The organism is Phaeobacter sp. HF9A (assembly GCF_011806385.1).
Taxonomy (GTDB): domain Bacteria; phylum Pseudomonadota; class Alphaproteobacteria; order Rhodobacterales; family Rhodobacteraceae; genus Epibacterium.
The window spans coordinates 1-22434 of record NZ_JAATOX010000024.1 but is presented as its reverse complement, the minus strand read 5'-3'; the positions used below and the strand labels follow the sequence as shown (position 1 = coordinate 22434).

The 22434-nt window shown below is 62.1% G+C and carries 19 protein-coding genes; 15 read left to right on the top strand and 4 right to left on the bottom strand.

Going from position 1 to position 22434, the window contains the following annotated elements; all coding sequences use genetic code 11:
* Nucleotides 1-27: 27 nt before the first annotated feature.
* Complete coding sequence (locus HCZ87_RS21275) at nucleotides 28-804, bottom strand: helix-turn-helix transcriptional regulator (RefSeq protein ID WP_167642989.1); 777 nt, start codon at nucleotides 802-804, stop codon at nucleotides 28-30.
* A 149-nt stretch (nucleotides 805-953) separates the two neighbouring features.
* On the opposite strand from HCZ87_RS21275, the gene HCZ87_RS06660 reads away from it, so the two are divergent.
* From HCZ87_RS06660 to HCZ87_RS06640, 5 genes are all read left to right on the top strand, one after another.
* Entirely contained in the window at nucleotides 954-2015 is a 1062-nt protein-coding gene (locus HCZ87_RS06660; RefSeq protein WP_167642988.1) for an ABC transporter ATP-binding protein, read from the top strand.
* A complete protein-coding gene (locus tag HCZ87_RS06655; RefSeq protein ID WP_167642987.1) occupies nucleotides 2012-2905 on the top strand; it encodes an ABC transporter permease in 894 nt (297 codons plus the stop codon). Before HCZ87_RS06660 ends, HCZ87_RS06655 begins: the two co-directional genes overlap by 4 nt.
* Complete coding sequence (locus tag HCZ87_RS06650) at nucleotides 2902-3690, top strand: ABC transporter permease (protein ID WP_167642986.1); 789 nt, start codon at nucleotides 2902-2904, stop codon at nucleotides 3688-3690. The genes HCZ87_RS06655 and HCZ87_RS06650 overlap by 4 nt, the downstream gene beginning before the upstream one ends.
* 28 nt (nucleotides 3691-3718) lie before the next feature.
* Entirely contained in the window at nucleotides 3719-4741 is a 1023-nt protein-coding gene (locus HCZ87_RS06645) for an extracellular solute-binding protein (RefSeq protein ID WP_167642985.1), read from the top strand.
* Between the two features lie 61 nt (nucleotides 4742-4802).
* Complete coding sequence (locus HCZ87_RS06640; protein ID WP_167642984.1) at nucleotides 4803-6485, top strand: amidohydrolase; 1683 nt, start codon at nucleotides 4803-4805, stop codon at nucleotides 6483-6485.
* A 115-nt stretch (nucleotides 6486-6600) separates the two neighbouring features.
* Here the strand turns inward: HCZ87_RS06640 and HCZ87_RS06635 are convergent, their stop codons facing one another.
* Nucleotides 6601-7665, bottom strand: a complete 1065-nt coding sequence (locus HCZ87_RS06635) for an AbrB family transcriptional regulator (RefSeq protein WP_167642983.1) — start codon at nucleotides 7663-7665, stop codon at nucleotides 6601-6603.
* A 98-nt stretch (nucleotides 7666-7763) separates the two neighbouring features.
* The gene (locus HCZ87_RS06630; RefSeq protein ID WP_167642982.1) at nucleotides 7764-8165 is read right to left on the bottom strand and encodes an acyl-CoA thioesterase; all 402 of its coding nucleotides are present in this window, start codon (nucleotides 8163-8165) and stop codon (nucleotides 7764-7766) included.
* Between the two features lie 187 nt (nucleotides 8166-8352).
* On the opposite strand from HCZ87_RS06630, the gene HCZ87_RS06625 reads away from it, so the two are divergent.
* The 10 genes from HCZ87_RS06625 (at nucleotide 8353) to gcvA (HCZ87_RS06585) (ending at nucleotide 20649) form a co-directional block, all read left to right on the top strand.
* Nucleotides 8353-10305: a 3-hydroxyacyl-CoA dehydrogenase NAD-binding domain-containing protein gene (locus HCZ87_RS06625; protein WP_167642981.1), complete on the top strand. Its 1953-nt coding sequence runs from the start codon at nucleotides 8353-8355 to the stop codon at nucleotides 10303-10305.
* Between the two features lie 210 nt (nucleotides 10306-10515).
* Nucleotides 10516-11016, top strand: a complete 501-nt coding sequence (locus tag HCZ87_RS06620) for a tripartite tricarboxylate transporter TctB family protein (RefSeq protein WP_167642980.1) — start codon at nucleotides 10516-10518, stop codon at nucleotides 11014-11016.
* Nucleotides 11017-11025: 9 nt separating this feature from the next.
* The gene (locus HCZ87_RS06615) at nucleotides 11026-12522 is read left to right on the top strand and encodes a tripartite tricarboxylate transporter permease (protein WP_167642979.1); all 1497 of its coding nucleotides are present in this window, start codon (nucleotides 11026-11028) and stop codon (nucleotides 12520-12522) included.
* A gap of 114 nt (nucleotides 12523-12636) precedes the next feature.
* On the top strand, nucleotides 12637-12762 hold the full coding sequence (locus HCZ87_RS21195) for a hypothetical protein (protein WP_303048835.1): 126 nt from the start codon (nucleotides 12637-12639) through the stop codon (nucleotides 12760-12762).
* Between the two features lie 63 nt (nucleotides 12763-12825).
* Nucleotides 12826-14055 (top strand): CaiB/BaiF CoA-transferase family protein, encoded by a 1230-nt coding sequence (locus HCZ87_RS06610; protein ID WP_167642978.1) that lies wholly within the window; start codon nucleotides 12826-12828, stop codon nucleotides 14053-14055.
* Entirely contained in the window at nucleotides 14052-15395 is a 1344-nt protein-coding gene (locus tag HCZ87_RS06605) for an MmgE/PrpD family protein (protein ID WP_167642977.1), read from the top strand. Before HCZ87_RS06610 ends, HCZ87_RS06605 begins: the two co-directional genes overlap by 4 nt.
* Nucleotides 15396-15445: 50 nt before the next feature.
* On the top strand, nucleotides 15446-16246 hold the full coding sequence (locus HCZ87_RS06600; protein WP_167642976.1) for an enoyl-CoA hydratase/isomerase family protein: 801 nt from the start codon (nucleotides 15446-15448) through the stop codon (nucleotides 16244-16246).
* An 11-nt stretch (nucleotides 16247-16257) separates the two neighbouring features.
* Nucleotides 16258-18324, top strand: a complete 2067-nt coding sequence (locus HCZ87_RS06595; protein WP_167642975.1) for an acetate--CoA ligase family protein — start codon at nucleotides 16258-16260, stop codon at nucleotides 18322-18324.
* 73 nt (nucleotides 18325-18397) lie between these two features.
* The gene (gene pcaF / locus HCZ87_RS06590; RefSeq protein WP_167642974.1) at nucleotides 18398-19597 is read left to right on the top strand and encodes a 3-oxoadipyl-CoA thiolase; all 1200 of its coding nucleotides are present in this window, start codon (nucleotides 18398-18400) and stop codon (nucleotides 19595-19597) included.
* A gap of 134 nt (nucleotides 19598-19731) precedes the next feature.
* Nucleotides 19732-20649 carry a transcriptional regulator GcvA gene (gene gcvA, locus HCZ87_RS06585; protein ID WP_167642973.1) on the top strand — a complete coding sequence of 306 codons (918 nt, stop codon included), beginning with the start codon at nucleotides 19732-19734 and terminating at the stop codon, nucleotides 20647-20649.
* Here the strand turns inward: gcvA (HCZ87_RS06585) and gcvA (HCZ87_RS06580) are convergent.
* The gene (gcvA, locus tag HCZ87_RS06580) at nucleotides 20607-21602 is read right to left on the bottom strand and encodes a transcriptional regulator GcvA (RefSeq protein WP_254868545.1); all 996 of its coding nucleotides are present in this window, start codon (nucleotides 21600-21602) and stop codon (nucleotides 20607-20609) included. The two genes, gcvA (HCZ87_RS06585) and gcvA (HCZ87_RS06580), sit on opposite strands and share 43 nt — an antisense overlap.
* Between the last annotated feature and the right edge of the window lie 832 nt (nucleotides 21603-22434).

Below are 22434 nucleotides of genomic sequence, written 5' to 3'. Positions count from 1 at the left end.
GCAAGACCTGCGCCAGAACCGGCAGGGCTACCGGTCTGTGCCGACATAGCTGACCAACAAGCCAAACAATTCGTTCTGCGACGAGATGCTCAGTTTCTTGTAGAGCGTCCGACGATGGACTTTTACGGTTTGCACGGAAATCCCGAGCTTCAGTCCGATGGCGCGGCTGGAATGGCCCTGGACGATCAAGGCCGCAACCTCTGCCTCGCGCATGGAAATATCTGTGCGCCGGGCATGGGCCATGGCGTGAAACCTGCGGTCGAGCGGCTGCGCTTCGACCACGTCCAATTCGGGCTGGTTGCGCAGGATTTGCGTGAGCTTGGGGGCCAGCACTTGCGAGAGCTGCCGAAATTTGGTGACCTCGCCGCTGCGAAACCGTCGCCGCCCCTCGTTGCGCCCGATCGACAGATGAACAGCCGTATCGGTATCGATGCGAGACACAAAGCCAAGCTCGTCCACCATTTTTGTATCGCCGAAGTAGCTGGTGAAATACTCGCTCGATTCAAACCGGTCCGGCGCGATGTTTCTCAGGAGGTCAGCCTCCCAATGTTGTATAAGAAATGCGCGACGAAAAAAGGGATCGACCATAAAACCCAGTTTTTCGTAGCGTTCATCAAACATTCTGCGCAACGTTTCATCAGGCACCCAGCGAAACAGAACTCTGGGTCGCCGCGTGCGATGAAAGTGGATCGCCAGGACGCTTTCCGAATGAAAGGTCGGAGCCAGGAACGGGGTCACCGCGCGATCATAGCTGTCCACACTGTCCGCAACCGCGACGTTGCCCAGAAAACTGTATTCATCCACAGAGCGCTCTCCCTATTGGGATGGCACCACCAAAGTTGTGCATTTCCCGCAATTTTTACCACTCTGGTGGTATTGGTCGGGCGCCGCAGCGTCAACTACCCTCGAAATCAAGAGCGCGAACAAAGGCGCATGATTTTGGGAGAGATGGTATGACATCCGCGATTGGCCTGAGCGGGCTGCAAAAAACATATCCAGGCGCGCCGCCGGTGCGGGCGTTGCGAAACGCCGATCTTGCCATCAATGACAATGAGTTCTTTACGCTTCTGGGGCCCTCGGGCTGTGGCAAGACCACGCTCTTGCGCCTCATGGCGGGGTTTGAAGTGCCCACCGGCGGGAAGCTGACCCTCTTTGGGGAGGATATCGCCCATCTGCCCCCCGAAAAACGGCCGATCAATACGGTGTTTCAGCACTATTCGCTGTTTCCGCATATGACCGTTCTGGAAAATGTCGCCTTTGGACTGAAGCGGTTGCACAAATCAGATGCCGAGGCAAAGCAGGTTGCGCAGCAGATGTTGGATCTGGTGCATCTTGCCGACTTTGGCGACCGCAAGCCCGGCCAACTTTCAGGCGGGCAACAACAGCGGGTTGCACTCGCCCGCGCGCTGGCACCGCAGCCCCGGGTGTTGCTGCTGGATGAGCCGCTCTCCGCGCTCGACCTCAAGCTGCGACAATCCATGCGGGCGGAGTTGAAACGCTTGCAGCGCGAAACCGGGATCACCTTTGTCTTCGTCACCCACGACCAGGAAGAGGCGCTGGCGATGAGCGACCGGATCGCGGTGATGTCGCAGGGCGAAATCCAGCAGGTCGGCGATCCCGCCACCATCTATGAATTCCCCGAAAACCGTTTTGTCGCCGAATTTATCGGTGATGCGGATTTTTTCGAGGCCGAAGTCCTCGGCGGCACCGAATACAAGCTCTCCAACGGGGCGCTCCTGACCGGACCCAGGACCGAGGCGGCCATCGGCAGTCAGGTCACCCTGTTTTTCCGCCCCGAAAAAGCCGAACTGAAACAGAGCGGATCTGGCCTGCCCGGGCAGGTGTCAGAGATCCTATATCTGGGCAATAGCACAGATTATGTTGTGGATTTGGCGCAGGGCGGGGCGCTGACCGTTCGCTCTGAAAACCACAAAGACGGGACTGCCCTTGCGGATGTAGGGGCCGATGTGGTGGTCGAGATTGATCCGGCCGCCGTGCGCGTGGTGACGACATGACATCCCTGCGCGAAACGCTTCGATCACATCTGGCGTTGATCCCGGCCACGGCGACGATCACGATCTTCATGGTCCTGCCGATCCTGATTATCCTGGTCTATTCCTTCCTGGCGCCGGGTGATTATGGCGGGGGGAAGCCTGAATTCTCGACCAATGCCTATCAGCGCCTTCTGTTCCAGCGCGATCTGTTTGATCAGATGGTCTTTGATCCGGCCTATCTCAAGATCGCCTTTCGCTCTGTCTGGATTGCCGTGGTGTCGGTCGTGGGCTGTCTGCTGCTTGGCTTCCCGGTGGCCTATTACATCGCGTGCCAGCCGGAAGAGCGCCGCAATATCTTTCTGCTGCTTATCACGATCCCTTTTTGGACCAATCTCCTGGTGCGCACCTATTGCTGGATCCTGGTCCTGCGCGACACCGGATTGGTGAATGTGGGGCTGATGCGGATGGGGCTGATCGACGAGCCGCTGACCCTGCTATACACCGAAGGGGCGGTCGCCCTGGGGCTGATCTACACCTATGTGCCCTTCATGGTTCTGCCGATTTACGCCTCGCTTGAACGGATGGACCGACGCCTGATCGAGGCCGCGCGCGATCTCTATTCCAACCGCTGGGTGGCGCTGCGCTATGTGGTGATCCCGCTGGCGATGCCGGGGATCATCGCGGGGGCGATCCTGGTGTTTATTCCGGCTCTTGGCGCCTTCATCGCGCCGGACCTTCTGGGGGGCGGCAAGAATTTGATGCTCGGATCGCTGGTGCAGCTGCAATTCTCCTCTGCACGGAACTGGCCCTTTGGATCCGCTCTGGCGATGGTCATCATGGCGATGGTTCTGATGTGCCTGTTCTTCTACGCCCGCAGCGCCAAGAAAAACGGTGGGGGGATCAAGCATTGACCCAGAAAAACGACATTCGCTGGCTTCCCGGTTTCAACTGGGTCACGCTGTTCTTCTTCCTTTTCCTGTATCTGCCACTGATCATCCTCGTGGTGTTTTCCTTCAATGCCTCGCGCTCTGCCACGGTCTGGAGCGGGTTCTCGCTGGAATGGTATGTCAAAGCCTTTGCCAATGACGACATCCAGCGCGCCACGAAAAACAGCCTGATCATCGCGGTGTTTGCGACCGTGTTTGCCACCACCATGGCGACGATGGCTGCGCTTGCGCTGTCAAGAAACCGGGCTGTGAAAAACAAGAGCCTGTTTGGCGGAGTGTTGATCCTGCCCCTGATGGTGCCGGAGATCGTCACCGCCGTGGCCACGCTCACCTTCTTTTCGGCGATCGGTTTGTCACTGGGCCTTGGCAATATCATCATTGCGCATTCGGTCTTCTGCATCCCCTTTGCCTATCTGCCCATCCGCGCCCGGCTGGACGGCATGGACGAGAGCCTGGAGGCGGCGGCGCGCGATCTTTACTCCAACAAATGGGACACGCTGCGGCTGATCACGCTGCCGCTGTTGATGCCGGGGATCCTGTCCGGGGCCATGCTGGCCTTCATCATCTCGCTGGATGATTTCATCATCACATTGATGGTGGCCGAAGCGGGGTCCACCACCTTGCCCATCTACATCTACAGCCTTGTGCGCGTCGGTATTACGCCCGAGGTCAACGCCATCTCGACCGTTCTGTTGGGGGTTTCGGTCCTCATCGTCACCGCGGCTTACCTGGTCGAAAAAAAGAAATAAGGCCGCGGTTCACAACAGTGAGGAAACTATGAAAAAGATTACAACATCAGTGCTGGGTCTCTTGCTTGGCACCAGCGCCGCCTTCGCCAATGAAGAGCTGTTCGTCTACAATTGGACGGATTACACCGCCCCCGAACTGATCACCAAGTTCGAGGAAGAGACGGGCATTTCGGTCACGCTCGACACCTATGATTCCAACGAGACGTTGCTGGCCAAACTGCAATCTGGCGCCACCGGATATGACATCGTTGTGCCCAGCCACAACTTTGTCGAGATCTTCATTTCGGAAGGGCTGCTGCAACCGATCAACGCCTCGACCCTGCACGGCGCGGAAAACCTGAAACCGGATTTCGCCAACCCGAGCTGGGACAAGGACAACACCTATACCATTCCCTGGCAATGGGGCACGACGTCGTTCACCGTGAACACCGATGTCTTTGACGGTGATATCAATACCTATGATGTCCTGTTCCACCCCTCCGAGGCAGTACAGGGCAAGATCGGCATGTTCAAATCCGCCGATGAGGTGATCTCGATCGCGCAGATCTCGCTCGGGTTGCCGCTGTGCAACGAAAACCCCGCGGATATGCAAAAGGTTCTGGATCTTCTGAAGGCCCAGAAACCCTATGTCAAAACCTATAACTCCGATGGCATTCTGGAGCGTCTGATTTCGGGCGATGTCGCCGTGCATCAGAACTGGAACGGCTATTCGATCCGGGCACGGGACGAAAACCCGGCGATGCACTACGCCTTCCCCAAAGAGGGGGTCATCGCATGGGCCGACAATATCGCCGTGCCCAAGGGGGCGCCCAACTATGACAACGCCATCAAGTTCATCGAATTCCTGATGGAGCCGGAAAACATTGCGATCCAATCGAACTTTGCCGGCTACTCCAACGGTATTTCGGGCAGCGAAGCCTTTATGAGCGAGAAGCTCAAAACGGCGCATGAACTCTCGCCGCCGGAGGGCACCCCGCTTGTCTTCTCGAAAACCTGTTCCCCCGAGGCGGTAGAGCTGCAAAACCGTGTCTGGACGGCACTCTTGCAGTAACGCCACTCCAACTGGCGGGGCAGCGGCCCCGCCATCTTTATTCTCAGAAAGTTGACGGTAAATGAGCGACCTGATCATTTTCAACGCGCGCATTCTCACGATGGTGCCGGACCAGCCGCGCGCCGAGGCGATTGCGATTCAAGGAAACCGAATTCGTGCCATCGGTCGCACGGAGGAGATAAAAGCGCTGGCCGATGCGCAGACCCGGATGATCGACGCAAAGGGGCGCACTGTGTTGCCGGGCTTTATCGACAGCCATGTGCATCTGTTTCAGGGCTCGGCCGAGCTGGATTTCCTGCCGGTGGGCACCCTGACCGACCTGGAAGAGGTCGGCCTGGCGGTCCAGTCCTACGCCGCCGCGCGTCCGGAAGAGCCGCTGGTGCTGGGGGTCGGGGCCTTTTACGGGCTGTTTACGGGTCAAGAAACCGCGCCCCGTCTGCTGCTGGACGCGATCCTGCCAGATCGCCCATTTGCGCTGCTTGGCGCTGATCTTCATACGGTTTGGGCGAACACGAAAGCGCTTGAAAAGGCTGGGCTTTTGCACGGCGCCGAGATGCCAGAAGGCAGCAGTGTCGTGATGGGCGAGGACGGGCTGGCCAATGGCGTCTTGCTGGAAACCGGTGCCTTTGGCCCGGTGCTGGCCCTGTCACGCACGGGGGGGCGGGACATGTTGGGATATGTCACCGGCGACAACCCCGACCCGGCGGAAACCAAGGCAGAGCGCGAGGCGGACAAGGAGCTGCTTCTGAAAGGGATCGACCATGTGGCCGCACATGGCATCACCACGCTGCACAATATGGACGGCAACTTCTACCAGCTTGAACTTCTCAGCGAGCTGGAGGCCGAAGGCCGGCTGAAGGTCCGGGTTCAGGTGCCCATGCATCTGAAAAACTATGACTCGCTGGACCGGCTGCAAGAAGCGGCGGAAATGCACGCCAAATACAGCGGTGAAAAGGTCTGGTCCGGTCGGGTGAAAATGTTCATGGACGGGGTGATGGAGAGCCGCACAGGTTTGAAAACGCGCCCTTATCCTGATCGGCCAGATACCCAGGGCGAGGCTGTCTTCGAGCCCGATCACTTTAACGAAGCCTGCCGTATCGCGGATGCGATGGGGCTGCAAATCAGCGTGCACGCGGTGGGGGATCTCGCGGTTTCTCGCGTGCTGGATGGGTATGAATACGCCCTCAAGCACAATGGCGCGCGCGATGCGCGCCATCGGGTCGAGCATATCGAGGTGATAACCGAGGCCGATATCGACCGGATGAAACGGCTGAATGTTGTTGCCTCGATGCAGCCCCGCCACGCCGCCTTTGCCGGCTTCTTCGAGCCGCCTTTGCCCAATACGGTTCTCTATGATGACGAATACGAACGGGCCTATGCCTGGCAAACTCTGCGGGACAAAGGCATCCCGTTGGCGTTTTCAACCGACTGGCCCGTCGTGCCGGTGGATGTGATGACCAATATCCAATGCGCCGTCTCGCCGCTGGACCTTGGGCCGCACTGGCCGGACCAAAGCCAATCGCTGATGGACACGCTGGAGAGCTACACGGCGGTGAATGCCTGGCTTGCATTCCGCGAGGATCACCACGGCAGCCTGAAGCCTGGGCTGGCAGCGGATCTGGTCATGCTGGGTGGCGACATCGAGGCGCATGCACCGGAGCGCCTGCGCGATTTGCCCATTTCGCTGACGGTCTGTGACGGGCGCATCACCTATCAAGACAACATGCCAAGCGACGGCCTGTGACGACAAAATTTGCGCTTCTCTGTCCGTTCAGGACGGGGAAGCGCTGTCTGCATCCAAAAGGCGCCCCGCGCAGATCCGCGCTGCGCTGGGCCAGGCACGCGCAAGGGATTTGAGCCTAATCCTGCGAGCGTTTTCGTCTTTCATATCGGTCGATCATACGGATGATCCAGGGAATGTTCGGCATGAACAGAAAGATCCTGGTCAGCTGAAACGCGGTCACCAGCGCCAGGTCGATGCCGAGGAATTTGGCCGTCAGCGCCATTTCGGTGACCCCGCCCGGCGCGGCCCCCAGAACCAGCACCTCCCAAGGCTGCCCGGCCATCCAGGCAATTGCAAGGGCAATGCCAGAGATCAGGCTCAGCAATACCAGCGTGCTGGTCATGATCGCCGCGAGCTGACGTTTTTGGTTGACGAACAGATCGTGGCGAAAGGTGCCGCCAAGCCATGTTCCCAGCACGATTTGCGCCAGTGAAAGCACTTCCGCCGGAAAGGCGGCAGGATGCAGGCCCAAGGCACTGGCCGCGGCGGAAAATGTCAGCGGCCCCAGGAAATAGGGATTGGACAGCCCGACTCGCTTAAAAAGCAGCGCGCCGGTGATCGCCAGCAACGCCAGAAACCCGTTGCCGATCAGATCGAAGCCGCCGCCGCGCAGCATGCCGGTGCGGTCCGGCCAGCCATCCAGTGCAAAAACGGCGATCGGCACAAGGATCACAACCGCGGCGATGCGCGTGGTTTGCGCCAGAATGACCGGGGCCGGGTCGCAACCGTGCCGCTCGGCCATGATCGCCGCCTCCACCGGGCTGGTCGGAAAGGTCGAGAGGAACGCTTGTGACATGCGAATTCCGGTGGCGCGCGCCAGCACAAGGGCGATCAGTCCGGCACCGGTGGCCGAGGCCAGCGCGGTTCCGATCATCACCGGGGCCAGGGTCAACAAGGCCGCCAGCGCTGCCGGTGTGAAGGCAAGGCCGACTTGGGCGGCGATGGTCATCTGGCCAAAGGGCCGGGTCTTGACCGGAACTGCCACCCGCAGCAACCCCGAGATGGACACCGCCGCAGACAGCACAAGGGGGCCAATCATCCAGGGCAACGGAATACCAATCGAGTGAAAGGCCCAACCGGCACCAGAGGCCGCGAGGTAAAGTGCTAAAAGAGCAAGCAAAGTCTTGATGTGTGGCGACACGGAAACGTCCTTGGATGGTCACGGGATGGGCGCAGCAGGGAGCGATGTCGGGCTGCGCGGGACGCGTGGCGCCAACAGGAACAATTCAGAAGCGCGCCTTAGGAGGGCTCCGCCAGGCTTTGCACTGGGATGGGTTTGCCATCAGGATCAAGGGCGACGAAGACGAAATTGGCCTCGGTGACCTTTTCGCTGAAACGCGCTTCGCGGGGGCGGCGCCAGGCATCCACATGGATGGTCATGGAGGTCTTTCCGACCTTGGTCAGCGACGCATAGAGCGACACCTCATCGCCGACCTTGACCGGCCGGTGAAAGATCATGCCGTCCACCGCGATCGTGGCGCTACGTCCGGCGGAGGTATAGGCCGCAACGGTTCCAGCGGCCAGGTCCATCTGGCTCATCAACCAGCCGCCAAAAATGTCACCTGCGGGATTGGTATCGCTCGGCATGGCGATTGTGCGAATTGTCGGGTTGCCGCTTGGCGGTTGGTCCGAGCCACTCATGGTGCTTTGTCCTCTCGCATATTCGGGCATCAACGCGCGGGTCGTCCCGACAGTGCTTTGCATAGTGCCAACATACTTAATCCGGGGCTGGCCTGAACCCAACCAATGGTTTGGTCACGGCAAACCGCCTGCACAGTATACAGGCACAAACCGCAAGCTGATGGTAGCCGCGAAAGAGGGGATGCGCATGGCCGACGTGAGGATCGAGATAGAGAATGGGCTCGGCTGGGTCACCATCGACAACACGCCCGTGAATGCCCTGGGGCGTGCCGTTCGCGAGGGCTTGATGGAGGCGGTGACACAGCTGGAAGCCGCCGATATCCGGGCGGCGGTGGTGACCGGGGCGGGCGCAACCTTTGTGGCCGGGGCGGATATCCGCGAGCTGGGACAGCCGCCCGTGCCGCCGATGCTGCCTGACGTGCTGGCGGCAATCGCCGCATCAAAACTGCCCTGGGTCGCCGCCATCGGGGGGCTGGCGCTGGGCGGTGGGCTGGAGCTGGCGATGGCCTGTCATGCCCGCATCGCCGTACCTTCGGCCAAGCTGGGCCTGCCGGAGGTCAATATCGGCATCATTCCCGGCTCTGGCGGTACGGTGCGCCTGCCGCGTCTGGTGCCGATGGCAACGGCGATCAAGCTGGCAACCAGCGGCAAGCCGATCAGCGCACAGGAGGCGTTGGAGAACGGGTTGCTGGATCGGCTCAGCACAGAGGACCTGCTGGCCGAGGCCGCCGCGCTGGCATCGGACCTGGCGGCAGCGGGCCGCCCGAAGCCCGCGCTTGATCGTGATCTGGTGGCGGGGGATTGCGTTGATTGGGACGCGCAAGAGGCGCAGCTGCGCAAGCGCAGCCGGGGCGCCGCGGCCCCGCTCGAAGCGCTGGCATCGCTGAAATGCGCCGCCAGCGCACCTGTCGAGGAAACACTGGCCGGCGAGCGGGAGCGTTTCCTGCGGTTGGCGGCCTCAGCAGAGGCCGCGGCGTTGCGGCATGTGTTCTTTGCGGAACGCGGCGCGGGCCAGGCGCTGAAACAGGCCGAGGCAGCCCCTGCGGATCTGTCGCGCGTCGGCGTGATCGGCGGCGGCACCATGGGAGCAGGGATCGCCACGGCGCTGCTGCTTGCGGGCTCACAGGTGCACCTGATCGAGCGCGACACCGCTGCGGCAGAGATCGCGCGGAGCCGCGTGGCCGACACCATCGCCGCCAGCGTCAAACGCGGTGCGGTGACGGCGGCCAAGGGCGAGGCAGCGCTGGCCGCATTGAGCACCGGCGCGGACTACGCGGCGCTGGCCGACTGCCCGCTGGTGATCGAAGCAGTGTTCGAGGATCTGGACGTCAAGCGGCAGGTGTTCGAGACACTGGGCGCGGTCATGCCCGACGACGCGATCCTTGCCACCAATACCTCCTATCTGGATGTGAATGTCCTGGCGCGGACGACGAAAGACCCGTCGCGCATCCTCGGGCTGCATTTCTTCTCGCCCGCCCATGTGATGAAGCTGCTTGAAGTGGTGCGGGGCGAGGCGACCGGCGCACGGGCGCTGGCAACGGGCGGGGCGCTGGCCAAGCGACTGCGCAAGATCCCGGTGGTGGCCGGGGTCTGCGACGGCTTCATCGGCAACCGTATCATGGCGGCCTATCGGCGGGACTGCGAATTCATGCTCGAAGAGGGCGCTTTGCCACAGCAGATCGACGCCGCGATGCAGGGCTTTGGTTTTGCCATGGGGATCTATGCGGTGCAGGACATGAGCGGGCTCGACATCGCCTGGGCGCAGCGCAAGGCGCGGGCGCCGCATCGTGCTCCGGAGGAGCGCTATGCCCATATCGCCGACCGTCTGTGCGAGGCAGGGCGGCTTGGCCGCAAGGCGGGCAAAGGCTGGTATGATTATGCCACTGGCAAGGCAGAGGTGGACCCGGAGGTGACCCGCATCATCGAAGAGGAAAGCGCCAGGGCAGGGCGAAGCCGCAAGGTCTTTACCGAGGCAGAGATCATGGAGCGCATTCTGACGACCATGCAACGCGAGGGGCAGGCCGTGCTGGAGGAAGGCATTGCCGAGCGACCCGGCGACATCGATGTGGTGCTGATCACCGGCTACGGGTTTCCGCGCCACAAGGGCGGGCCGATGTACATGGCCGGGATCACCGACTGAGGCGCGCAATCCGCCGCAGGTGCCCGCGTTTGCCTCCGTGGCTGGCGCCGCGACGGCCTCTGGCACGGATCGACCGCCAAGACCAACAAGACCAATCCCAAGTGCCGGTCTGGCAAACAAATACTCAGTTCACGCAGGGCGGGCTGATTTGGGACACTGGCACCAGGAGATCTGCCAAGGCCCGATCAGGCGTTGGCGAGGGAGGATGACATGGAAGACTACAAGAAAGCCCTTGGCTGGCGGCTGCGTTGGGATGTGATCCGCGGTGCCTTGCCGGTGTTGGACCTGGTAGGATGCGCGGCCTTGCTGGTTGTGTTCTGGCGCTATTTCGCGCAGGCCGCCGCCTTGCCGGCGCCGCTCAACAAGATTGATATCGGCGCGGGCGGTTTTCCGACCCTGCTGGCCCTGGCGGCCCTTCTTGCAACCGCCGCCGTCGCCGTCTCTGCCATCGTGCGCATCGTTGATCCGGTGCCGGTCACCTGGGTGTCGATCCGGCGGCCTCTTTATGTGCTGGGCACCGTGGGGCTGCTGATCCTGCAATCTCTCTACTTCGAGCGCCTGGGCACGCTGCCGAGTGTGTTGATCTTTGCATTTCTGACCATGCTGGCCTGCGGTGAACGCCGCCCGCTTCATGTGATTGGGGTGCCGCTCGTGCTCGCGGGCTTCATCTATGTCGTTTTCAATCTGGCGCTTGACGTCAACCTGCCCTGAGGAACAAACATGCTTGAGAGTCTTGCAGTCGGCTTTTCCGCGTTCGGCGATCCCATGGTCTGGTTCGCGTTGGTGTTCGGTGCCCTGGCGGGCTATCTGATCGGGGCCATTCCCGGTCTTGGGCCGAGCCTCGGCGTGGCGCTGCTGATCCCCTTCACCTATGGCATGGACCCGGTGGTTTCCATCGTTGGCCTGGTCGCGCTTTATGCGGCGGCGGAATATGGCGGCGCGATCACCGCGATCCTGATCAACTCGCCCGGGACGGCGGCGGCGGTGGCGACATCCTGGGACGGCTATCCGCTGACGCAACAGGGGCGCACGGGCGAGGCGCTGACCGTCTCGATCCTGTCCTCCGGCGCGGGCATCTTCATCTCGACGCTGTTCCTGATCATCACGGCGGTGCCGTTGTCGGAATTCGCGCTGCGCTTTGGGCCTGGCGAGTATTTCGCGCTGGCGCTGGTCGGGCTGAGCCTTGTTGCGGGCCTGTCTGAAGGCTCGCCCCTGAAAGGCACAGTCGCCATGGGGATCGGCCTTGCGCTGGCCACCATCGGGCTGGACGTGCAGACCGGCGTGCCGCGTTTCACCATGGGCAACCCGGAATTCTTCGAAGGTCTGCCGCTGGTGCCGGTTCTTCTTGGTCTTTATGCGCTGTCCGAAGTGCTGTTCATGATCGAGGATGGCCCGTCGGAAAAGGTGAAAAGCTCGCCCATCGGTGGTCTACTGGCGCTGCCGGTCAAAGCCATTCTGGGCTTGAAAAGCGCGATCGTGCGCAGTTCGGTGCTGGGCTATGCCATCGGTGTGATCCCCGGCGCGGGGGCCTCTATTGCCTCTTTCGTGTCTTACGCGGTGTCCAAGCGTCTGTCGAAAACGCCTGAGGAATTCGGCAAGGGCGCGCTGGAAGGCGTGGCTTCCTCCGAGGCGGCGAACAACTCGGCTGTGGCAGGTGCACTTGCGCCGCTCTTGGCGCTGGGCATTCCCGGCTCGCCGACCACTGCGATCATGATCGGCGCGCTGATGGTGCAGGGCATCCAGCCCGGGCCGCTTCTCTTCACCAAATCGCCAGAGATCCCCTATACCGTCTTCGCCTCGCTCTGGGTCGGTGTGCCGGTGATGGTGTTGATCGGTCTTGCCGGGGCCAGGATCTGGGCCAAGGTCGCAAATATCCCGCGTCCGGCGATTGCCGCTATCGTGGCGGGCATCTGCTATGTTGGGGCTTACGCGTCGCATACCACGATGTTTCCCGTCCATATCATGACCGCCTTTGGTGTGCTGGGCTACATCCTGCGCAAGCTGGAAATCCCGCTCGCCCCGATCATCCTCGCGCTGGTTCTGGGCGAGATGATGGAGACCAATTTCCGCCGTGCGCTGATCTCGAACAAGGGCGAGTGGGATATCTTCTACACCTCGCCGATGACCGTGATCCTGATCCTGATCGCCGTTCTTGCCTTTGTCCTGCCGGGGCTGTCGCAGCTGCGCGCCCGTCGCGCCAAGGCAAAGACGCTTTGACCAAGTTTCGCGTCTGCATTGCCTGACTAACCCTCAGTTCACGCGGGCGACGGAACACAGGAGACTGACGTGACGCATCACCGACACACTCACAAGACTGCCAGGGGAGGAAAAATGGCCATCTCGAACCTCAGGAAAATGATGCTGGGTCTTGCCTGCACTGCCACGTTTGGCAGCGGGCTGACCCAGGGCGCATCTGCCGAAAAAGAACGCGCCGCCGCGGGTCTGATTTCGAACTGACACAGCCATATCCTCGCCCGGATCGGCCGGGCGGGGCCTCTTTGCATGATACAGGACGACGACATGTCTGGCGCATTCTCCGGCCTTAAGGTTATCGACACGACACATGTTCTGGCTGGCCCCTATGCAAGCTACCAAATGGCCCTGCTGGGGGCAGAGGTGATCAAGCTTGAGGCGCCAAAGGACCCGGACCAGGCCCGTTTCAACGGCACCGACCGCGATCTCGTGCGCGCAGCAATGGGTACCGCGTTCCTGGCGCAGGGGGCGGGTAAGAAGGCGCTGGCGCTGGATCTGAAATCTGGGGCCGGGCGCGATGCCGTGCTGAAGCTGGCCGAGACGGCGGATGTCTTTGTCGAAAACTATCGCCCTGGCGCGTTCAACGACCTTGGCCTTGGCTATGACGACCTTGCCGCCGTCAATCCGCGGCTGATCTATTGCTCGGTTTCCGCCTTTGGCGCCACCGGACCGCGCCAGCATCAGACCGGCTATGACAACGTAATTCAGGCGTTTTCCGGCATCATGGACATGACCGGCCACGGCGACGACCGCCCGTTGAAATGCGGCGCGCCGGTTGTCGATTATGCGACCGGCCTCACCGCCGCCTTTGCGATTTCCGCCGCCCTGTTCCAGCGCGAGCGCACCGGCAAGGGCCAGCATATTGAGGTGTCGATGCTGGAGGTCGCGATGACGCTGATGACCGCTCCGGCGACGGATTTCCTGTTGACTGGCAAACACCCCAAGGCAAAGGGAAACTCCTACGCCTTTGCCACATTGGGCATGTATCAGGCCGCTGACGGGCCGGTGATGATCGCGGCGTCGAACCTGCGCCAGCAACGACGGCTGTGGATCGGGCTGGGCCGCGAGGATCTGGTCAAGTCCGACAACCTGGCCCGGATCGACGATTACAAGACCGAGCACACGGTGCTGGCCTCCATTATCGAGACCATGCCCGCCGCCTATTGGGAAGAGTTCTTTAATGACCGGCGCGTGCCTGCATCGCGCATCCGCCGTCTTCAGGAGGCGCTGGAAGACCCGCAGGCGGAGGCGCGCGCGCAATTCCTGAAACTCGCGGACCCCAGCGGGACGCTGTCGGGGCTGCGGGTGCCGTCGGTGGCGTTCCGCATGTCGCAGTCCGAGACGGGCGTCAGTCTGCCGCCGCAACCGGTGGGGGCGCAGACCTCGGAGATCCTGCGCTCCATCGGGCTTGGCGATGACGAAATCGAGGCGCTGTGCCTCGCGGGGCTGGCGCTTCAGGCACCCGCGCCGACAACCGCAGAAACGGGGACGCAATGACAACCGCTATCGAAAAACTGGCTGATCTTGCCGCAGGATGGCTGGATGCGGCCATCGGCGATGAGCTGCGCGACGCGGTGCATCGCTCGACGCTGGACTGGTTCGCCACGACCCTTCCGGGCACCTTGCAGGCCCCGGCCACTTTGCTCGCGGCGGGCGGTCTTGCGCGCGACGGCAAGGCGTGGTGCTACACCAGCGAGCGATGGATTGACCCGCGCAGCGCCGCGTTTATCAACGCCGCGGCCAGCCACACGGTCGAGTTTGACGATATTTTCCGCGATGGCGGCTATCACCCCGGCTCGCCCACTTTTGCCGCCGCGCTCGCCGTGGCGCAGGATCGCGGCGCCTCCCGCGATGCCTTTGATCGGGCGGTGATCGGCGGCTATGAGGTCGGCTGCCGCATCGCCCTGGCGCTGCAACCGAGCCACTATGAATTCTGGCACACGACCAGCACGGTCGGCACTTTTGGCGCTGCTGCTGCGGTGGCAATGCTGCTGGGCTGCGACCGCGACGGGATCGCCAATGCCATCGCCATCGCCGCCAGCTTTGCCGGTGGTGTGCAGCAGAACCTGCAAGGCGAAAGCATGGCCAAGGCGATGCATCCCGGCCATGCCGCCGATGCCGGCATCCTCGCGGCCTATGCCGCCGCCTCTGGCGCGACGGGCACATGGAGCAGCCTTGATGGCCCTAAGGGCTTTGCCGCCGCGACCAGCGCGGGCACTGGCAACTGGGATGCGGCCTTTGACGGGGCAGGGGCGTGGACACCGATCACCCGTATGACGGTCAAAATTCACGGCTGCTGCGGGCACGTCTTTGCCGCGCTTGATGCGCTGGCGGTGCTGCGCGCCGAACATGGCTTTGGCCCCGCAGATATCGCGGCAATCCGCATCGAAGGCTATGACGCCACCAAGACCATGTGCGACCGCCCGGATCCGCAGAGCGCACAGGACGCCCGGTTCAGCGCGCAATATTGCCTCGCGGCGCAACTGGTGCTGGGCGGCGTGCGGCTGGCTGCCTTCACCCCCGAGGCGCTGAGCAACCCGGACATCCGCGCGATCCTGCCGCTTGTCACTGTTGAGCGGGCCGAGGATCTGGCCGCTGAATACCCCCGCAAACGCATGGCCCGCCTGCATGTGACGCTGACTGACGGGCGGGTGTGGACGCAGTTCCAGCCCTCACGGCGCGGCGACCCGGATACCCCGATCTCGCGGGCGGATTTGCTGGCGAAATACCAGGAGCTGGCAGGCCCGGTTCTGCCGCAGCCAGAGCTGGAGCGGCTGAGAAAGACCATTTTTGACGGCAGCGATCTCCCCGATGCCGTGACCAAGAAACCCACCTGATACCAACGAAAGCGCCGCCAGTTGCCGCGCAGAGACGAGAAGGAAGACCCATGGACACCGCAGCTTACCTGCCAAAGTTCATCACCGTTTCCCACAATGCCGGAATCGCAACGATCACGCTGAACCGCCCGGAAAAACGCAATGCGATCAACGACCAGATGCGCGCTGAACTGATTGCGGCCTTTGCCGAGGCGGACGCCGACAAGGAGGTGCGCGCGATTATCCTGACCGGCGCGGGCAAGGGGTTTTGCTCGGGCGGCGATATCGCGGGCATGCGGGCGCGGCTCGATGCGCCGAATGGCGAAGTGGCCTTCAACGGCTGGAAGCGGCAGAAAAGCACGCATCGCGGCGTGGCTGCCATTCACGGTGTGACCAAGCCGGTGATCGCGGCGATGAATGGGGGTGCCTATGGGCTCGGCCTCGACATGGCGCTGGCCTGCGATTTCATCATCGCCGCCGAGGGCGCGAAAATGTCGATGAGCTTCATCAAGCGCGGCCTGGTGTCCGATGGCGGCGGCATGTACTTCCTGCCGCGCCGTGTCGGGCTGTCCAAAGCCAAGGAACTGATCTTCTCCTGCAAAGTGGTGGAAACCGACGAGGCGCTGACGCTCGGCATGATCGACCGGGTCGCCGCCCCCGAGGCGCTGCTGGACGAGGCGCATGCCTGGGCCAAGGAGCTGACCGTTGGGTCGGCCACCGCCATCGCGCTGACCAAGGAAATCATGGACAAGACCTTTGAGCGTTCGGACGACGAGATCTTTGCCCTTGGTCGCGAGGCGCAGGCGGTCTGCTACACCACCGCAGAGCACCGCAAATCGGTCGAAGATTTCCTCAACAAATTGTCGAAGTAAGGGCTGCCAAAATGTCGAACATGAAAGCCATTCTGAACCCGACCAGCGTTGCGGTTGTGGGGGCCTCCAACGATCCGGCCAAACTGACCGGGCGCCCGATTGCCTTCCTGCAAAAGCAGGGATTCGCCGGTGCGATTTACCCGATCAACCCGCGCTATGACGAGATTGCCGGGCTGAAAAGCTATGCCAATATTGCCGACCTGCCCGAAGCGCCCGATCTGGGCCTTGTGCTGGTCGGCGCCCACCGGGTGATCGACGCGGTGCGCGATCTGGCCGCGCGCGGCACCAAGGCGGCGGTTGTGCTGGCCTCGGGCTTTGGCGAGGCGGGCGAAGAGGGCCGCAAGCGTCAAGACCAGCTGCGCGAAGCGGCGGGCGACATGCGTATTCTGGGGCCGAACACCATCGGCCTTGTGAACCTGACCGACGGCATTCCGCTGACCGCCTCGGGCGCGATGGAGGTCGATGACATCCCGGCGGGCAAGATTGCCCTTCTGTCGCAATCGGGCGGCATTCTCGGCTCGCTTTTGTCGCGGGCCGTGGCGCGCGGCATCGGATTTTCCAAGCTGGTCGCAACGGGGAACGAGGCCGATCTCGAAGTCTCCGATTTCCTTGAGGTGCTGGCGGAGGATGACGCAACGCAAGTGGTCGCGCTCTATCTCGAAACCATCCGCAACGTCGCCAAGTTTCGCGCAGCGGCGGCCAAGGTGGTTGCGGCGGGCAAGTCCATCGTCGCCTATAAGGTGGGCCGCTCTGAATCCGGTGCGCGCTCTGCCGTGTCGCATACCGGCGCGCTGGCTGGGGCCGACGAGGTCTATGACGCGCTGTTCAAACAGCTCGGCATCATCCGCGCCCAGACCTTTGCCGACCTCTTGGATATTCCCGCAGCGCTGGCGCAGGGCCGCCTGATGAAGGGAAACCGCGTGGCCATTGTGACCTCCACCGGCGGCGCGGCCACGGTGGTTGCGGACAACGTCGGCCTGTCTGGCCTGGAGATGCCCGCCCCGGATCAGGAGACCGGCGAGAAGCTGCAAGCGCTGGACCTGGAAGAGGCCGAGCTGGACCGCAACCCGATCGACGTGACGCTGGCCGGGCTGCGCCCCGATCTGTTCCGCGCGATCCTACAGATCCTGGTGGAAAGCCCAAGCTTCGACGCGATTGTCGTGGTGGTTGGCTCCTCCTCGATTGCGCAGCCCGATCTGGTGGCGCAGCCGGTTCTGGAGTCTCTGGCGCTGACCGACAAGCCGATCCTGGCCTATGTCAGCCCCGATGCGCCCAATATCGTGAGCACGCTCAATTCTCAGGGCATTCCGGCCTTTGCTGCGCCCGAAAGCTGCGCCTCGGCCTTGCAAGCCCTGGCCACACCAACCGGTGCGGCGCAGGCCAGCGGCGCGAATGCCACGGACATTGATTGCAGCGACATCAATGCCGGCTCCCTCAACGAGGCCGAAGCGAAAAAGCTCTTTGCCCGTTTCGGCGTCTCCGTCACCCGTGAAGTCACGGCAGAGACCCCGGAGGAGGCCGCCGCGAAGGCGGGGGAGTTCGACGGTCCGGTGGTGATCAAGATTCTGTCGAACGAGATCCTGCACAAATCCGAGGTCGGCGGCGTCGCACTGAACATCGACCCGGCCGATGTCGGGGCGGAATGCGAGGCCATGCTGGCCCGTGTTCGTGCGGCGACATCGGCCAAGGTCGATGGTTTCCTGGTGCAGGAGATGGTCAAGGGCGGGGTCGAGATGATCCTCGGCTTTAACCGCGATCCGCAGCTTGGGGCCTATGCCCTGCTTGGCGCCGGAGGCGTGACGACCGAGCTCTATAAAGACGCGGCGATCCGTCTGTTGCCACTGAACCGGGCGAGCGCGCGTGACATGATCGACGAAATCAAGGCCGGCGCGCTGCTGAAAGGGTTCCGGGGCAGCCCCAAGGCGGATATTGAGGCATTGATCGACACGATGATCGCGTTCTCGGCAATGGCGGAAACGCTGGAAGATCGCCTGCAAGAGGCCGAGATCAATCCGGTCTTCGTGCTGCCCGAAGGGCAGGGGACACGGGCGGGCGACAGCCTGATCGTTCTCGATTGAAGGAAAGAAACCCCAAAGGGTCGGGCGGCCGGTCTGCCGCCGCCCGAGCTTTGTTGCGCCAAGGACCAAAGACATGACCGACGTTTACATCTGCGATTACATCCGCACTCCGATTGGCCGCTACGGCGGCGCGCTGTCGTCGGTACGGGCCGACGATCTGGGAGCGATCCCGCTGCGCGCGCTGGCAGAGCGCAACCCGGGGCTGGATCTGGCGGCGGTGGACGAGGTGATCTTTGGCTGCGCCAACCAGGCGGGCGAAGACAACCGCAACGTGGCGCGCATGTCCTTGCTGCTGGCGGGCTTTCCCGACAGCGTGCCGGGCACAACCATGAACCGGCTTTGCGGGTCTGGTATGGATGCGGTGATCACCGCCGCGCGGGCGATAAAGGCCGGCGAGGCCGATCTGGTCATTGCGGGCGGGGTCGAGAGCATGTCGCGCGCGCCCTTTGTGATGCCCAAGGCAACCGGCGCCTTTTCCCGCGCCAACGAGGTCCATGACACCACCATCGGCTGGCGCTTTGTCAACACGCTGATGAAGGCGCACTATGGCGTCGATAGTATGCCGGAGACGGCTGAAAACGTGGCCGAAGATTTCGGTATCTCGCGCGAAGATCAGGATGCTTTTGCGCTGCGCTCGCAGCACAAGGCGGGTGCCGCCATGGGAAGCGGACGTCTGGCGCAGGAGATCACCCCGGTCAGCCTTCCGCAGCGCAAAGGCGAGCCGATCGTTGTCGATCGGGACGAACACCCGAGGCCCGCAACCACGCTGGCGGACCTTGAGCGGCTCAAGACCTTTGTCAAAGCCGACGGCAGTGTCACGGCGGGCAATGCATCGGGTGTCAATGATGGCGCGGCCGCGCTGATCCTTGCCACGAAAGAGGCCGCAGAGCGCCATGGCCTGACCCCGATTGCCCGCGTTCTGGGTGGTGCCACCGCCGGGGTTGCGCCGCGCATCATGGGGTTTGGGCCCGCGCCTGCGTCGAAGAAACTGATGGCGCGCCTTGGCCTTCGGCAAGAAGACTTTGCCGTGATCGAGCTGAACGAGGCCTTTGCCTCGCAGGGGCTGGCGACATTGCGCGATCTTGGCATTGCGGATGATGACCCGCGCGTGAATCGCAATGGCGGGGCGATCGCGCTTGGTCATCCCCTCGGCATGTCCGGCGCGCGGATCACCGGCACCGCGATGCTGGATCTGAAACCGGGCGAGAAATCCCTGTCGACCATGTGTATCGGCGTCGGTCAGGGGATCGCCATCGCGCTGGAACGGCTATAGCTTTTCAGCCGCACTCCGGTGTACAAATGTGATCAGGAGACCGGACTGCGATGCCTGTGGCAGGGCCATTTGGGGCTCTGCCCATCTATCCGGCCATATGTCTGTGCACCGCACCAGGATCGGCAAAACGGAACATGACGAGCCCTATTCCACCCCTCAATCCACTGCGAACCTTCGAGGTCGCGGCGCGGCTGTGCAGCCTGACATTGGCGGCTGAAGAGTTGAATGTCAGCCAAGTTGCCGTCAGCCGTCAGGTCAAGACCCTGGAGGATTACCTCGGCGTGACGCTGTTTCGCCGATTGCATCGCGGTGTCGAGCTGACGGATGAGGGGCGGCAATTGCACGATGGCATTGCTCATGCGTTTCAGGATATCGCCACCGCGTCGCGACGGGTTTCGCGGCGTGGTCGGCGCGATATTCTGGCCATTCAATCCTACACCACCTTTTCCCAGCGCTGGCTGATCCCGCGTTTGACGAATTTTCATGATCGCCATCCTCGGATCGAGGTCCGGCTGAGCTCTTCGACCGCGCCGGTCGATTTCGAGAGTCAGAACCTCGACGCCGCGATCCGCGCCGGGAAGGGGGATTGGCCCGATCTGCATTCGGAAAAACTTGTGGATGTGGAGTTGATCCCGATCTGCACGCCAGACTATCAGGAACAGCATGCCCTGCACGCGCCCAACGACCTGGCCAGGGTGCGTCTGCTGCATTCCATGGCGCGACCAACGGATTGGCCGGCCTGGATCAAGCGCGTCGGTGCGGATGTCGATCCCGAGCCGGGCATCCGTTTTGAAAGCTCCGCGCTGGCATATGAGGCGGCGTCATTGGACGGCGGGGTGGCGCTGGCCGTCAAGATTTTTGTCAAGCGTCAGCTCCAGAATGGCAATCTCGTCGCGCCGTTTGGCGATCTGACCTGCTATAGCGGCGAGGGGTATTTCCTGACCTGGCCCAAGAGCACCGCCCCCTCGCGCACTCTGATCAAGTTCCTCGACTGGATGCGGGATCGCATTCAGGCCGAGAACCCGGAGCGCGCCGGAGGGGAGGGGGCTTGATCCACCTCACAGGGGGCCTCCTCACAGGGGGGCTGCTCTTGCCTAGGCGTCGCTGTGTCGTCAGGGGCAAAGTGAATGCGAATCCAGTCCAGGAATTTCAGCAAGGGTGAGGAGGGCGGTTCGTCCTTCGGCCATGTGAGGTAATAGCTTTCGCCGGTCCGGCAGCTCTGCGCAAAAGGGGCAACCAATGTTCCGGCGCGCAGCTGCGTCTGGACGAATTGGCGGTTTGCGATCGCAACGCCCAGATTCATCAGCGCGCCTTCATAGGCCAGCGAGCTGTTTTCGAACAGCAGCCGGTTCTTTGGCGTGAACCGCGCACCGACCGCGTCCAGCCAGGACGACCAGTCCTTTGGCCGCGCCATCGAGTGCAGCAGTTTGACCGTCGCCAGATCTTCGACGCGATCCAGCGGGTTTTCAGAGAGGAACGCGGGCGAGCAAACCGGGATGAGCTCCATATCCGCGAGTTTTTCGGCATGCAGGCCGGGCCAGTTGCCATCGCCGCCACGGATCGCCGCGTCCAGATTGTCGGTATCAAAATCTGCCGCTTCGGGCGATGAGGACAGGCGGACCTCGATGCGGGGATGTGCCTTGTGAAATTCACCGAGCCTTGGCATCAGCCAGCCGCGTGAAAAGGTGACATAGGATTGGATCGCAAGAATGTTGCGCTGGCCACGGCGGGACACGGCTCTTGTCGCGTCCTCGATGTCCTGAAAGGCGCTGCCGACCCCTTTGAACAACAAGATCCCCTCCCGCGTCAGCTCTATTCCCCGATTGAGGCGGCGGAACAGGGTCACCCCCATGTAATCTTCGAGCACGCGCACCTGTCGGCTCACCGCGACCTGGCTGACGTTCAGCTCTTCCGCGGCGAGGGTCAGACTATTGTGCCGCGCGGCGGCCTCGAACGCCTTGAGCGGGTTGAGGGGCGGAAGGGTGCGGTTGGGAATAGATGACATTTCAGCATCCCATGTGGTGCGAGGTAAGCAACGGCGCTATTGCCTGCAAGACTGAGGCAGACAATCGCCATACATAAGCAACAAGTTTATGTATGGACCACTATGGCGGAGACGGCAGGTGCGGTCAATGTCGGGCAATCGCAAAAGAAACGGTGCATCTGATGAGATGGCACGCAGGATCCGGCGGTTTGACCGTGCATCCCGGCGCTGCGGCGGTGGGTGTTTCACCCTCAATACAATGTCTGATTTGTATGTGTCTTCATGCCCGGTCGTCGCATCTGTAAATTTCTCGAGATGTGAAGCCGCGAAGGGCGTCGACAATCCTTCGCTTTAGTAAGTCGCCTCGCCAGGATGCCCGGGTATCGTTATCTATTTGCGCGCTCGCACAAGGCGAAGCCGGGATGTCGGCCATCGGGCCCCGTCGTGTTGCCGTCCGTTTCTCGGATGAACGATTCGTTTGATTGATTGATATTGTATGGATCTGAACGCGCGTCCCTCCGAGTGCGCGGTCCGCTTGGCGGCATGGGGTTCGAATTGCGCCGCAGAAAACGTCAGCTTCGTATATGATTGCTTAAAGAAGCGACAAATGACTTTATTATTGTATGTATAATTGATTCGTAACTGATTGCAGTATTGCTCAGGTATCGCCGCGGGGAACAGAGTGGGTCCATCCAAGGAACAGGAGACACAGGATGCCCAAAGTTACCAAAGAAGCGCATAAAGATGGTGATTTCTTCGTAGATTACGAAGAAAAGGTCTTTGAAGACGTAAAAGCCGACGAAGGCGAGAAGGCGCTGGTGACCTTCCATACAGTTGCATTTGAAGGCTCCGT